Origin of the sequence: Leucobacter ruminantium (assembly GCF_017565705.1) — a bacterium.
In the GTDB taxonomy this organism is placed as follows: Bacteria; Actinomycetota; Actinomycetes; order Actinomycetales; family Microbacteriaceae; genus Leucobacter; species Leucobacter ruminantium.
Map to the genome: position 1 here is coordinate 49,584 of NZ_JAGDYL010000018.1, position 13,257 is coordinate 62,840.

The 13,257-nt window shown below is 72.1% G+C and carries 12 protein-coding genes; 4 read left to right on the top strand and 8 right to left on the bottom strand.

Annotation, left to right across the window (positions count from 1 at the left end):
• The first annotated feature begins 46 nt into the window (after positions 1-46).
• Positions 47-1,333: a MalY/PatB family protein gene (locus J4H91_RS10585; protein WP_208046228.1), complete on the top strand. Its 1,287-nt coding sequence runs from the start codon at positions 47-49 to the stop codon at positions 1,331-1,333.
• A complete protein-coding gene (locus J4H91_RS10590) occupies positions 1,330-2,865 on the top strand; it encodes a PLP-dependent transferase (protein WP_208046229.1) in 1,536 nt (511 codons plus the stop codon). Before J4H91_RS10585 ends, J4H91_RS10590 begins: the two co-directional genes overlap by 4 nt.
• A 30-nt stretch (positions 2,866-2,895) precedes the next feature.
• On the opposite strand, the gene panB is transcribed toward J4H91_RS10590, so the two are convergent.
• Genes panB through J4H91_RS10625 form a run of 7 tightly spaced genes read right to left on the bottom strand, consistent with a single transcriptional unit; the run spans position 2,896 to position 8,178 of the window.
• Complete coding sequence (gene panB / locus J4H91_RS10595; protein ID WP_208046230.1) at positions 2,896-3,744, bottom strand: 3-methyl-2-oxobutanoate hydroxymethyltransferase; 849 nt, start codon at positions 3,742-3,744, stop codon at positions 2,896-2,898.
• A gap of 5 nt (positions 3,745-3,749) precedes the next feature.
• Entirely contained in the window at positions 3,750-4,631 is an 882-nt protein-coding gene (panC, locus tag J4H91_RS10600) for a pantoate--beta-alanine ligase (RefSeq protein ID WP_208046231.1), read from the bottom strand.
• A complete protein-coding gene (locus tag J4H91_RS10605; RefSeq protein ID WP_208046232.1) occupies positions 4,628-5,356 on the bottom strand; it encodes a Rossmann-like and DUF2520 domain-containing protein in 729 nt (242 codons plus the stop codon). The genes panC and J4H91_RS10605 overlap by 4 nt, the downstream gene beginning before the upstream one ends.
• Positions 5,357-5,408: 52 nt before the next feature.
• On the bottom strand, positions 5,409-6,587 hold the full coding sequence (locus J4H91_RS10610) for a UDP-N-acetylmuramate dehydrogenase (RefSeq protein WP_341783520.1): 1,179 nt from the start codon (positions 6,585-6,587) through the stop codon (positions 5,409-5,411).
• A complete protein-coding gene (locus tag J4H91_RS10615) occupies positions 6,584-7,012 on the bottom strand; it encodes a MaoC/PaaZ C-terminal domain-containing protein (RefSeq protein ID WP_208046233.1) in 429 nt (142 codons plus the stop codon). Before J4H91_RS10615 ends, J4H91_RS10610 begins: the two co-directional genes overlap by 4 nt.
• A gap of 8 nt (positions 7,013-7,020) precedes the next feature.
• Complete coding sequence (locus J4H91_RS10620; RefSeq protein ID WP_208046234.1) at positions 7,021-7,464, bottom strand: FAS1-like dehydratase domain-containing protein; 444 nt, start codon at positions 7,462-7,464, stop codon at positions 7,021-7,023.
• A 48-nt stretch (positions 7,465-7,512) separates the two neighbouring features.
• A complete protein-coding gene (locus tag J4H91_RS10625) occupies positions 7,513-8,178 on the bottom strand; it encodes a DUF937 domain-containing protein (protein WP_208046235.1) in 666 nt (221 codons plus the stop codon).
• A 202-nt stretch (positions 8,179-8,380) separates the two neighbouring features.
• Here J4H91_RS10625 and J4H91_RS10630 point away from each other — a divergent pair, with 202 nt between their 5' ends.
• Positions 8,381-10,147: an acetyl/propionyl/methylcrotonyl-CoA carboxylase subunit alpha gene (locus J4H91_RS10630; RefSeq protein ID WP_208046236.1), complete on the top strand. Its 1,767-nt coding sequence runs from the start codon at positions 8,381-8,383 to the stop codon at positions 10,145-10,147.
• A 204-nt stretch (positions 10,148-10,351) separates the two neighbouring features.
• Positions 10,352-11,341 (top strand): LLM class flavin-dependent oxidoreductase, encoded by a 990-nt coding sequence (locus J4H91_RS10635; RefSeq protein WP_208046237.1) that lies wholly within the window; start codon positions 10,352-10,354, stop codon positions 11,339-11,341.
• Between the two features lie 149 nt (positions 11,342-11,490).
• Here the strand turns inward: J4H91_RS10635 and J4H91_RS10640 are convergent, their stop codons facing one another.
• A complete protein-coding gene (locus tag J4H91_RS10640) occupies positions 11,491-13,203 on the bottom strand; it encodes a DUF5684 domain-containing protein (RefSeq protein ID WP_208046238.1) in 1,713 nt (570 codons plus the stop codon).
• Positions 13,204-13,257 lie beyond the last annotated feature (54 nt).

The following is a 13,257-nucleotide window of genomic DNA, read 5'->3' on the forward strand; positions in this document are numbered from 1 at the left end:
ACTTGCCGGCTCGCGGGGCGCCGATGGCGCGCGAGAGCATGGGGGCATGAGCGATCACGACTGTGCCGGGGCGCCGGCCGCCGCGCCGCGCGGCATCCGGCTGAACGCCGTCGATCCGAGCGGGGTGCCGTTCACGGAGCTCGATCCCTCGCTGCTGCGCGCGCAGCGCACGAGCCTCAAGTGGACCAGATACCCGGCCGATGTGCTGCCCCTCTTCGTCGCCGAGATGGATTTCACGGTCTCTCCCGTCGTGCAGCGCGCCGTCGTCGACCGAGTGCTGGCCTCCGACACCGGCTACCTCGATGCCGCGGGCCCGCTGGCCGAGGCGTTCGCCGACTTCGCGAGGGATCGCTGGCGCTGGGAGGTGCCGCACGAGCGGGTGCACCTCGCGACCGACGTCGCCACGGGCATCGTCGAGGCGCTCCGCGTCTTCCGGCCGGGGGGCGGGCGGATCGCCCTCCCGGTGCCGGTCTATCCGAGCTTCTTCGAGATGCTCGACGAGGTGCCGTTCGAGGTCGTCGAGATCCCGCTCGCCCCGGCCCCCGCGGCGGCTGCGGCCGACGTCGGCGATCCCTCATCGATCGCACCAGCCCGCCTCGACCTCGAGGCGATCGCCCGCGCATTCGCCGATGGCATCGACGCGTTCCTGCTCTGCAACCCGCACAACCCGCACGGCACCGTGCACACGAACGATGAGCTCGCCGAGCTCGCGCGCCTCGCCGCGGCGCACGACGTGCTCGTGATCTCCGACGAGATCCACGCGCCGCTGACGCACCGGGGCTCGTCCTTCGCGCCGTTCGCGCCTCTCGCCGCGGAGGCCGGAGCTCTCGCGGTCACCGCGACCTCCGCGAGCAAGGGGTGGAACCTCGCGGGGACGAAATGCTCGGTGCTCGTCGCGGCCGACGATCGGACGAACGAGACGCTGCGCCGTCTTCCTCCCGAGGTGGCCTGCCGCGCGAGCATTCTCGGCCTGCACGCGGGCGTCGCGGCGTTCCGCGACGCCCGCGGCTGGCTCGACCGCGCCGTCGCGCAGGTCGAGGCCAACGACGCCCTGCTCGCCGATCTCGTGAGGGACCGGCTGCCCGGTGTGCGGCACACGCGCCCCGACGCCGGTTACCTCGCCTGGCTCGACTTCCGCGAGGCCGGCCTGGGCGAGCACCCGCACGCCCGCATCCTCGAGGACGCCCGCGTCGCGCTCGGCGACGGCTCGCACTTCGGGGCCGGGGGCGGAGGGCACGTGCGCCTCAACCTGGCGTGCGCGCCCGACACGATCCGCGAGGCCGTGGACCGCATAGCCGCCATCCTGCCGTCGGCACCGAAGGAGACCCCGTGACCGAGCACACCGCCGCGCCGCCCGTCTACGACTGGGACGGCTTCGGATTCGACACCCGCCAGGTGCACGCCGGCGAGTACCCCGACAGGAACAGCGGGCTCCGCATCCCGCCGATCGCGCTCTCCGCCGGCTACCTCTTCGACGACTTCGACGATCAGGTGAGCCGCTTCGACGGCAGCATCCACTGGCGCGTCGACGAGCACGCCGGGCACGACGATCCCGACGGCTTCTCCCCCAGCGAGCACGGGCCTGGTGAGGCCCGCGCGGCTCACCACCAGGGCTTCGCCCTGTCGCCCAGTGAGCATCGGCCTGGTGAGGCCGGAGCAGTTCGCGGCCGGGGCTTCGCCCCGTCCCCCAGCGAACATGCTCCCATCTACAGCCGGCAGGGAAACCCGACGAACTGGGTGGCCGAGGAGCGGCTCGCCTCGCTCGAGGGCGGCAAGGTGTCCGTCGCGGTCGCGAGCGGTCAGGCCGCGATCACGGCCGCGCTGCTCACCCTCGCGCAGCAGGGCGACCACATCGTGTCGACGGGTTCGATCTACGGCGGCACGCGCATCCTCTTCGGCCGCAGCTTCCGCCGCTTCGGGATCGACTTCGACTACGTGTGGGACGCGGACGACGACGCGGAGTGGGAGCGGGCGATCCGCCCCGAGACGAAGGCGATCTACACGGAGACCATCCCGAACCCGCGCAACGACATCACCGATCTGCGGCGCATCGCAGAGGTCGCCGCCCGCCATCACCTGCCGGTCATCGTCGACAACACCGTCGGCACACCCGCGCTCATCAGGCCCTTCGAGCACGGCGCGAACATCATCGTGCACTCGACGACCAAGTTCCTCACCGGCCACGGCGCCGCGGTCGGCGGAGCCGTGGTCGACGGCGGCAACTTCGACTGGGAGGCCGCGGAGCGCGCCGGGCGCTCCTACCCGCTCATCACGCAGTCGGCCAGGCCCGGCGTCGCCCCGATGCTCGAGCGCTTCGGCGCGGGCGCCTTCGCGCGGGCCGCGCGGGAATCGGTCGTCAACGACATCGGCCCGACGCTCTCGCCGCTGCACGGGTTCCTGCTGCATCAGGGCATGGAGACCCTGTCGCTGCGTATGGAGCGACACGTCTCATCGTCGATCAGGATCGCGGCCTGGCTCGAGGAGCAGCCCGAAGTGCTCTCGGTCGACTACGCCGGCCTCCCGTCGAACCCGCTGCACGCCCTCGCGGCGCGCGACTACGGCGCCGACGACGCCGGCTACGGCAGGACCGGATCGGTGTTCGGCGTCACGGTGCGGGGAGGGATCGACGGGGCGCGCGCCTTCGTGAACGGCCTCCGCGTGTTCTCGCGCATGACCGGCATCGGCGACACCCGCTCCATGGTGCTGCACCCCGGCACCTCCACGCACGGCTCCTTCGCGCCCGAGATCAACGAGCGGCTCGGCATCACGCCGGGCCTGCTGCGGCTGTCGATCGGGCTGGAGTCGGCCGAGGATCTGATCCGCGACCTGCGCGGGGCGCTCGACCGCGTCGCAGCAGCCGGTTGAGCGAGCGGAAACCGAGGGAGCGGCAAACCCCTACGCGAAACCCAGCGCGGCCCGGGCAGCCTCCACCGCGTCGTCGCTGGCTGCGTAGCAGTGCTCGGGGCCGGGGAAGACTCCCGAGCGCACCTCGTCGGCGTAGGCGGCGATCGCGGCGGTCGTGTCTTCGCCGATCGTGCCGTAGCGCTTCACGAACTTCGCCGCCTGCCCCTCGGTGAAACCGATGAGGTCGTGCAGCACGAGCACCTGACCGTCGGCGGGACCCGCCCCGATCCCGATGATCGGGATGCGCAGCTCATCGCGCAGCAACTCGACGATCTCGGCGGGCACTGCCTCGACGACCACGCAGAAGGCTCCGGCCTCCTGCACGGCGATCGCCTCGCGCACGACGCGCCTCGCGCTCGCGATCGTGCGACCCTGGGCGCGCAGCCCGCCGAGCGCGGTCGCCGTCTGCGGGGTGAGCCCCACGTGTCCCACCACGGGGATACCCGCCGCGACGATCGCGCGTACGCGGCTCAACTGGGGCTCTCCCCCGCCCTCGATCTTGATACCGTCGGCGCCGGCCTCCTTGACGAAGCGCACTGCGGTCGCGACGGCCTGCTCGTCGGACAGCTCGGTGGAGCCGAAGGGCACGTCGCACACCATGAACGCGGTCTCGGTGCCTCGACGCACGGCCTTGGCGAGCACCAGCAGTTCGTCGGTCGTCACCGAGACGGTGGACTCGTGGCCGAGCACCACCTGCGCGCCGGAATCCCCGACGAGCACCATGTCGACGCCGGCCCGCTCGGCGGCGCGCGCACCCGGGTAGTCGTACGCCGTCACCATGACGATCGGCTTCCGCTCGGCCTTCGACTGCATGAGTGCCGGAATCGTGATCTTGGTCATCTCGCTCATTCCCCGGCGCCGCGCGCCGTCGTTCCTCCGACGCTCAGCGTCGTGTTGTCGATGAGGCGCACGCCGCCGACACGGGCGGCGACGGCGCACAGCACCGGTTGATCGATATTCTCCACCGTTTCGAAGCCGACGGGGTCGACGAGGGCGATGTACTCGGGCTCCACCCCGCTCTCGGCGAGCGTCTCCGCGACGGCCCGCCCGACGACATCGGCGCTGCGTTCGCCGTCTGCGACGAGGCTCTCCGCGAGCGCGAGGGCGCGAGGGATCGCGGCCGCGCGCGCCCTGGCCTCGCCGTCGAGGCGCACGTTGCGACTCGAGAGCGCAAGGCCGTCGGGCTCCCGCTCGGTCGGGCAGCCGACGATGCGCACGGGCAGCCCGAGGTCCGCGACCATACGACGCACCACGACGAGCTGTTGGGCGTCCTTGCGGCCGAAGTAGGCGTTCTCGGGCATCACGGCGATGAGCAGTTTCGCGACGACGGTGGCGACCCCGTCGAAGTGCCCCGTGCCGCGCGCGGCGCCCTCCAGGGTCTCGGCGATCGTCCCCGAAACGCTCACGGTGGTGGCGAAACCCGCCGGATAGAGCTCGTCGGCGTCGGGCGCGAAGATCAGGTCGACGCCCGCGCTGGCTGCGAGCTCGGCGTCGTGCCGCTCCTGGCGCGGGTAGGCGGCGAGGTCGGCGGCCTCCTCGAACTGCTTCGGGTTCACGAAGATCGAGACGACGACGAGATCGTTCTCCTCCCGCGCCGCGCGCATGAGCGAGAGGTGGCCCTCGTGCAGGGCGCCCATGGTCGGCACGAAGCCGACCGAGGCCGCTCCCCCCGACCTGGCCCGCCCCAGTGCCTCGCGCAGAGCCGACACGGTGCGGATGATTCTCACGGCTCCTCCTTCGTCGCGGCCAACGCCGCCAGGTCCTCGGTCGCCGAGACGAGCGCGTCGAACAGCGCCAGCCGCTCGGGCATGCGCTCGCGCACGGCGTCTCGCTGCCGCTGCACCGTCGCCGCGTCGCCCCGCGCGACGGGGCCGGTGAGGGCATCGGCCGCACCGAGCTCGGCCCAGTTCTGCACGGCGGCGCGCACGAGCGGCACGAGCGCGCGGCGCGGCACGCCGGCCGTCCCCGCGAGATCGGCCGCGAACCCCTCGACGGTCACGAGGAAGTTCGACGCGATCGAGGCCGCCGCGTGATAGGCGGCACGGTCGCGACCCGCGACCCTGAACGCCTCGAGTCCGAGCAGCTCGGCGAGCCGCTCCGCGAGGGCGAGGGATCGCGGCGTCGTGCCGTCGACGGCCGCCGATGCGCCTTCGAAGCGCGCGCCGGGCCCGACCACGGTCAGCAGCGGGTGCAGCGAGAAGGCCTCGTGGGGTGCGAGCGCGTCGAGGCCGGTCGCGCCCGAGCAGTGCCCGACGAGCGGGCCGGGGCGGATCCCTCGCGCAGCCTTCGCGATCTCGGCGTCGGGAACCGCGAGCAGCACCGCGTCGCTGCCGGCTCCGTCGGTGCCGCGTCCACCGAGGGGCAGCAGCTCGACCTCACCCGCCGGCCCGCCGGCGAGCGCGGCCTCGAGCGCGGTCGCCATACGCCCGCGGCCCACGATCTGAATCCTCATACGCGAAGCTCCCGATCCCTCGCGATCTCGTCACACGCGATCATCGGGACCGCTAGATCTCCAGGCCGTACAGGTTCGGCTCGGGCACGAGCACCACGCCGAACTCCTGCCGCACGCGCTGCACCACAAAACGGCCGAGCTCCGCGACCTGCGCGGCCGTGGCGCCGCCGCGGTTGGTGATCGCGAGCGTGTGCTTCGACGAGATGGCGGCGCCGGACCCCGGCAGCCGGAAACCGCGCCCGATGCCGGAGTGCTCGATGAGCCAGGCCGCTGAGAGCTTCACCTTCGGCTCGGGGGCGGGCGGCGGTACGCGCAGGGGCAGGCCTGCTGCGATCTCCTCGAGGCTCGTCACGGCCGGTGCCGGGTCGACCTGGTCCACGGGGAAGCGCGGGGCGTGCTCGGGAAGCGTGCGCGCGAAGCGCTCGCTGACGATCGGGTTCGTGAAGAAGGAGCCGGAGCTCCAGGTGTCGTGATCCGCGGGGTCGAGCACCATGCCCTTCGAGGCCCGCAGCCGCAGCACCTCCCGGCGCACGTCCGCGAGCGGCACGCGCGCGCCGAGCTCGACGCCGAGCGCATTCGCGAGCTGCGCGTAGGCGATCGGTGCGGAGAGCACGGGCCCCTCGCCGTCGCCGTGCCTGCCGCGCCGCGATCCCTCGCCGAGCACCAGATCGATCGAGAGCACGACGCCCTCGAGGCCGCGCTTGATCGCCGAGTCGCGGTAGCTCAGCTCGAGCTCGTCCGCCGTGATCGTGCGCACCCCGCCTTCGAAGCGGTCGAGGAAGCGGATCGAGTGCAGCACGTCGGAGAGCTCGGTGCCGTAGGCGCCGATGTTCTGCACGGGGGCGGCGCCCGCGAAGCCCGGGATGCCCGAGAGCGCCTCGATGCCGGCCCAGCCGCGCTCCACGCATTCGGCCACGAGCGCGTCCCAGTCGTGGCCGGCCTGCACCCGAAGACGCACGGTGCCCGGCGCCTCCTCGCCGGTCTCGATCCGCTCGACGCCGTCGAAGTCGACGAGCAGAACCGTTCCGGGGAAGCCCTCGTCGGAGACGACGGTGTTCGAGCCCCCGCCGAGCAGCAGCCACGGCTCCTCCGCGTCCCAGAGCTCGTTCGCGCGCTCCACGAGCTCATCGGCGCTGCGCGCGACGAGCAGCCGGGCGGCGGGGCCGCCCACGCGCATCGTGGTGAGTTCGGCGAGCGGGGTCGTCGCGCTCACCTCATCGCGAGGGATCACGCGAACGCCACCGAGAGCTGGGCCTTGCCCAGCACCGTGGCGCCGTCGAAGACCACCTTCAGATCGAGACGGGCGGTGCGCTGCGCCTCGTCGAGCGCGCCGACGGTCGCGGTCACGGTGATGTCGGCTCCGTGCTCGGCGTCGACGGGGACGGGGCGGGTGAAGCGCGACTGGTAGTCGACCACGCTCCCCGCTGTGCCGAGCCAATCGGTGGCGACCGAGCCCGCGACGCCCATCGTGAGCATGCCGTGGGCGAGCACGCCCGGCAGGCCCACCGACCGGGCCACGTCGTCGCGGTAGTGGATCGGGTTGAAGTCGCCGGAGGCGCCGGCGTAGCGCACGAGGCTGTCCCGGGTGAGGTGCAGTTCGCGCTCGGCGACCACGTCGCCGACGGTCAGCTCTGCGAAGTTCGGTGCGATGCTCATGTCTGGGCTCATTCCTCTCCGCGGACCACGAGGGTCGAGATCGCCGTCACCACGTGCTCGCCCGCCGCATCCACGATCTCGCTCGAAGCCGTGACCATGGAGTGACCGCCGAGCTGCTTCACCGCGGCGATCGTGAGGGTCGCGGTCAGCTCGTCGCCCGCGACGATCGGCCTCGAATAGGTGAAGCGCTGGTCGCCGTGCACGACGCGAGAGAAGTCGACTCCGGCCTCGGGGTCGGCGAGCAGCTGCGCGAGCGTCGCCTCCTGCACGGTCACGGCGAACGTCGGTGGCGCCACCACATCGCCGTAGCCGGCGGCGCGCGCGGCCTCGGGGTCGAGGTGGAGCGGGGACTCGCTGAACACGGCGCGAGCGAACTCTCGCACCTTCTCGCGGCCCACGAGGTACGGAGCGGTCGACGGGTACACCCGTCCCTGGATCTCTGGATTCACCACGCTGACAGTCTACAGAGTGCCCCTCGGGCACGACTCCCGGTCTCCGAGCTAGCGCCCGAGCAACCCGCCCAGCAGATCGCCGAGACCGCCGCCCGAGCTGCCGGAGCCCGACTTCGCGGATCCCGACGTGCCGGAGCCGCCGCCCAGCAGTCCCCCGAGCAGATCGCCGAGGCCGCCGTCCGAGTTCGAACCGCTCCGCGAACCGCTCGAACCGCTACCGAGCAGCCCTCCGAGCAGGTCGCCGAGCACTCCGCCGACACCGGAGCCGGCGGTGCTCCCCGAGGCGCCCGAACCGCCGGAGCCGCCGAGGCGCCCGGCCAGGAACTGCATGATGATCGGCGCGAGGATCGGCAGCAGCTTCGGAATGAGGTCGGCGATCGTCGAATCCCCCGAGTGCGAGCCGAGGGCCTGGGCGACCTCGCCCTGCTTATCGCCCAGCACGTGCTTCACGATCTTCTGCCCGTCGTCGGTATCGATCGCCTGCAGATCGAGCCTGCCGCCGGGCTTCGCCGCGGGCTCGTGCTGCCGCGCCGCGCGGGCGAGGCGGTCGGCGCCGTCATCGTCGCTCGCGTTGACGGCCATGCCGCCGAGCAGACCGGGCAGCGCCTGTCGCACCGCGGCCTCGACCGTGCTCTCGTCGACCCCGAATCGCTGTGCGAGGTCGCCCACGGGCACCTGCGCGAGCAGGGTATCGATCTCGTTCTTGCCGGCCATGCGAACCTCCATCGCTCGAAGCGTCCGCGCTGCGTCGTCGCGGTGCCCCCAGAGTAGCGCCCGCGTACGACGTTCGCGGCCGCTCGCGTCTCGGGATGAAACCGGATCCCTCGCCCCTGCTGTGGCCTTCGGCAACGATCCCCCGGTAGTTTTGTGACGTATATCCAAGGCTGAGGCCCCATCCTGGAATAGGCTGTAATCCATGTCGCGCATTCGTAAAGTGCTCATCGCCAACCGCGGTGAAATCGCCGTCCGCATCATCCGCGCCGCCGCAGACAGCGGCATCGCCTCAGTCGCCGTCTACGCAGACCAGGATCGGGACGCCATGCACGCCCGGCTGGCCGACGAGGCGTACGCCCTGAACGGGTCGACGAGCGCCGAGACCTACCTCGTGGTCGACAAGATCCTCGCCGTCGCGCGCCGCGCCGGCGCCGACGCCGTGCACCCCGGCTACGGCTTCCTCGCGGAGAACGCCGACTTCGCTCGCGCCGTCATCGCGGCCGGCCTCACCTGGATCGGTCCGAGCCCCGAGGCGATCGAACGCCTGGGCGACAAGGTCTCCGCCCGCCACGTCGCCGAGAAGGTCGGTGCTCCCCTCGCCGCAGGCACGAGCGACCCGGTGAAGGACGCCGAAGAGGTGCTCGCCTTCGCAGATCAGGTCGGCCTGCCCATCGCGATCAAGGCGGCGTTCGGCGGCGGCGGCCGCGGCCTCAAGGTCGCGTACGAGCGCGACGAGGTCGCCGAACTCTTCGAGTCGGCCACGCGCGAGGCCATCGCGGCGTTCGGCCGCGGCGAGTGCTTCGTCGAGAAGTACCTCGAGAAGCCCCGTCACGTCGAGACGCAGTGCCTGGCCGACAGCCACGGCAACGTCGTCGTCATCTCGACGCGCGACTGCTCGCTGCAGCGCCGCCATCAGAAGCTCGTGGAGGAGGCGCCCGCGCCGTTCCTCACCGACGAGCAGATCGAGCGGCTCTACTCGTCGTCGAAGGCGATCCTCAAGGAGGTCGGCTACGTCGGCGCCGGCACCTGCGAGTTCCTCGTCGCGAAGGACGGCACGGTCTCGTTCCTCGAGGTGAACACCCGCCTGCAGGTCGAGCACTGCGTCTCCGAGGAGGTCACCGGCATCGACCTCGTGCGCGAGCAGTTCCGCATCGCCGAGGGCGGCGTCATCGACTACGACGACCCCGAATCGCACGGGCACTCCTTCGAGTTCCGCCTGAACGGCGAGGATCCCGGCAACGGCTTTCTTCCCGCGCCCGGCCCCGTCGCACTCTTCAAGCCGCCGCTCGGCCCCGGCGTGCGCATCGACACCGGCGTGCAGTCGGGCGACGTCATCTCGGGCTCCTTCGACTCGATGCTCGGCAAGCTCATCGTCACCGGCGCTACCCGCGAGGACGCGCTCGAGCGTTCCCGCCGCGCTCTCGACGAGTTCGAGATCCAGGGTCTGCCCACGGTGCTTCCGTTCCACCGCAAGATCGTGAGGGATCCCGCCTTCACCGCGCCCGATGGGCGCTTCGGCGTCTACACGCTGTGGATCGAGAGCGAATTCGACAACGACATCGAGCCGTGGGAGGGCGAGGTGCCCCCGATCGCGCAGGATCCGAAGCGCCAGACCGTCGTGGTCGAGGTCGACGGCCGCCGCATCGAGGTCGTCATGCCCGCCACGCTCGTGCCGCTCGTGGACCAGGAGGTCACCCGCGGGCCGGCCCCGAAGCGCGCGAAGGGCGCCGGCGTGGCCTCGGCCACCGGCGACTCCGTCGCGGCTCCCATGCAGGCCACGGTCGTGAAGCTCGCGGTCGAGGAGGGCCAGGAGGTCAAGGAGGGCGAGCTCGTGGTCGTGCTCGAGGCCATGAAGATGGAGCAGTCGATCTACGCGCACCGCGACGGCGTCGTGAAGGGCATCGACGCCCCGATCGGCCAGACCGTGCCGAGCGGGCACCTGCTGCTCAGCATCGTCGACCCCGAGTAGGGGTCCGCGCCGGCCGATCCCTCGCCCCGCACGTATCGGGGTGAACGAACACGCCGGGGGTGAAAGGACACGCCGGGAGTGCCTCCCGGAGGCTTCTCTCACCCCCGGCGTGTTCGTTCGCGAGGGAGCCGCGGACCCGGCGCGGCGGAGCGGCGAGGGATCCCTCGCGGAATAGGGATCCCTCGCGCACCGTTGCACCTGCACATGACCGCCTCCCCGCTGCCCAAGCTCTCCATCCTCGACCTCGCCACCGTGGAAGCCGGAGGCACGATCCGCGAGGCTTTCGACCACTCCCTCGAGGTCGCCCGCCTCGCCGAGCGCGGCGGCTACGAGCGCATCTGGTACGCCGAGCACCACAACATGCCGACGATCGCGTCGAGCGCGACGGCCGTGCTCATCGCCCACATCGCTGCCAACACCGAGAGCATCGGTCTGGGCGCCGGCGGCGTGATGCTGCCGAACCACTCGCCGCTCGTGATCGCGGAGCAGTTCGGCACGCTCGCCGAGCTGCACCCGGGGCGCATCCACCTGGGCCTCGGGCGCGCACCCGGCACCGACGGCGCGACCTTCCGGGCGCTGCGGCGCACCCACGAGGCCGCTGAGCGCTTCCCGAGCGACGTCATGGAACTGCAGCGTTACCTCTCCGACGAGCTGCCGCGCACGGCCGTCAACGCCTACCCGGGGCACGGCACCCGCGTGCCCCTCACGATCCTCGGCTCCAGCCTCTTCGGCGCATCGCTCGCCGCGCAGCTCGGCCTCCCGTACTCGTTCGCCTCGCACTTCGCGCCGCAGCAGCTGACGGCGGCCGTCTCGCACTACCGGGCGCACTACGTGCCGAGCGAGGCCCACCCGCAGCCCTACGTCAGTGCCGGCGTCAACGTCGTCGCCGCCGAGACGGACGAGGCTGCCGAAGCGCTCTTCGCGCGCGCCGAGCTCGCCCGCGTGCGCGCCTTCCTCTCGCGCGGGCGAGAGCGCGAGCTCACCGAGGCCGAGGCGGCGCAGCTCATGGACAGCCCGGCCGGGCTCGAGATCCGCGGCATGCTGCGCTATACCGCGATCGGCGGTCCCGAGCGGGTGCGCGCGGAACTCGCGGCGTTCGCGAAGCACGCCGACGCCGACGAGCTCGTCACCGTGCACGCGGCTCCCACTCGGGCGGAGCAGCTCGAGTCGGTGCGGCTCACCGTCGCGGGCTGAGGCGCTCCGACGCGCGCTCCCTCATTCGGTTCAGGCAGCCCATTCGGATGGGATCGGGGCGACCGGTCCGAATGAGCTGCCTGATCCGAGCGAGGGATCCAGGCCGGGGCGGGTGCAGCACGCCCTCACGAGGGCGCGCGCCCGCGCCCCTACTTGATCTCGCGGAGCGAGACCTCGAGCGTGCCGATCACGAGCCGCTCGGAGACGGCCACCTCGCGGCCGGCCTCGATGACCCGCAGCGGCTCGTCGCCATCGGCGACCGAGACGCCGTTCGTCGACTGCAGATCCTCGACCGTCCACTGGTCGCCGATGCGGCGCATGCGCAGGTGCGTCTTCGAGAGGGTGCGCGTGGGGTCGATGATCTTCAGCACGGACGCGCCGTCGGGTGCGTCGGGCTTGCGGCCGACCACGACGTCGTCGCCGACGAGCTCGTGCACCTCTCCGCCCGGCAGTTCGAGGCCCCAGCGCTTGCGGCGGGGAACGACGACCGTGCGGTCATCCTCATCGTCGTCGACGGGTGCCGCCGCGCGGGGCGCGACCGGAGTGCCGGCAGCGGCTGCGGCATCCACCCCGGCAGCCGCCCCGGCAGCCGAGGAAGCGAGAGCATCGGGCGAGGCCGGAGCAACGGGCGCGGAAGCGGTGTCGGACCGGCTGTCTGAGAAGATCGACGCCTCGGGCTCGTCGGCGTGCCCCGCGTCGGCCGGGGCAGAGGAGCTCGCCGACCCGGGCGAGGGAGTCTCCGACGGTGCCGCGACCGCCTCCGCAGCAGACGACGAGGGGGTCTGCGCTGAGACGGCCGGTGCGGGCGCCTCGGTCGCCGGCGCATCGGCCGCGGGGGCGGCGGTCGGCATTGACGGTCGCTCTGCGCCCCTCGACTCGGGCCGGGGTGCGCTCGACTCCTCGGGTCCGGGCCACGAGAAGGGACGCTGGGGCTCGACGTGGCCGAGCGGCGTCTCGGGCTGCGGGCCCGCGCCCTGGGCCGCAAGACGCTCGAACGCGTCCTCCGTGGTGTTGCTGAATCCCCACGGCGACTGCGACCCAGCACCCTGCTGAGGCGCGTGCTGCTGAGGCCCACCCTGCTGATGCATCTGCTGCTGGGCCTGCTGGGGGGCCTGCTGCGCGGGCGACTGAGACTGGGCCTGCTGCACCATCCCGGGGGCGGGCGGAACCGGAGCGATGCGCTGCTGCGACGCGGCCGGCGCCGCAGCCTGGGCGGGGGGAGCCGCCGGCACGGAGGGGACCTGCGGGACGGACGGGGCCTGAGGGGCGGCCGGCGCCTGCGAGTACGGCGCCTGATGCGCCACGGGTTGCGGCGCCACCGGCTGCGACGCCACCGGCTGCGACGCGGCGAAGCCGGGAACCGCCTGCGCGGGCACCGGCGGCATCTCGTACCCGTATCCGGGCGCGGCCTGCTGCTGCGCCGCGGGGGCGTAGCCGGGCGGGGCGTACGCCTGAGGCGACGCGGAGCGGACGGGGCCGTTGCCGGTCTCGTCGATGTGCGTGGCGAGCAGCATGGCCCACAGCGGCGGGATGAAGGCGCCGAGCACCGTGAACCCGCCGCCCTTGCCGTATTCGGTGTTGAGACGGTGGATCGCGATGACCGAGACGACGAGCACGACGATGCTCAAGCCCGGCACGAAGCCGAGCAGCACCATCCAGCCGGGCAGGCCGGCGCGACCGATGAGCTGCCACTGGTTCCAGACGGGGATCCAGCCGTGGGACGAGGGCAGGTCGATGCGCGGGAAGAGCTTCGAGAGCGCCCACAGGTACCACACGTAGAAGGCGATCCCGACGATCGACCAGATCCCGAAGATCATCACGATGGTGGAGGGGTCCATGCCCGATGCCGGAGTCCCGTTCATATTCTCTGTTCCTCTGCTTATGCGAACGCCGCTGTTTCAGCTCTACAACTCTGC

What these genes read in the sequence shown, in the direction of transcription:
- J4H91_RS10635 (WP_208046237.1), top strand. Translation starts at nt 10,352, where the DNA reads ATGACCGCCTCCCCGCTGCCCAAGCTCTCCATCCTCGACCTCGCCACC.
- J4H91_RS10625 (WP_208046235.1), bottom strand. Translation starts at nt 8,178, where the DNA reads ATGGCCGGCAAGAACGAGATCGATACCCTGCTCGCGCAGGTGCCCGTG.
- J4H91_RS10640 (WP_208046238.1), bottom strand. Translation starts at nt 13,203, where the DNA reads ATGAACGGGACTCCGGCATCGGGCATGGACCCCTCCACCATCGTGATG.
- J4H91_RS10605 (WP_208046232.1), bottom strand. Translation starts at nt 5,356, where the DNA reads ATGAGGATTCAGATCGTGGGCCGCGGGCGTATGGCGACCGCGCTCGAG.
- J4H91_RS10630 (WP_208046236.1), top strand. Translation starts at nt 8,381, where the DNA reads ATGTCGCGCATTCGTAAAGTGCTCATCGCCAACCGCGGTGAAATCGCC.
- J4H91_RS10585 (WP_208046228.1), top strand. Translation starts at nt 47, where the DNA reads ATGAGCGATCACGACTGTGCCGGGGCGCCGGCCGCCGCGCCGCGCGGC.
- panB (WP_208046230.1), bottom strand. Translation starts at nt 3,744, where the DNA reads ATGACCAAGATCACGATTCCGGCACTCATGCAGTCGAAGGCCGAGCGG.
- J4H91_RS10615 (WP_208046233.1), bottom strand. Translation starts at nt 7,012, where the DNA reads ATGAGCATCGCACCGAACTTCGCAGAGCTGACCGTCGGCGACGTGGTC.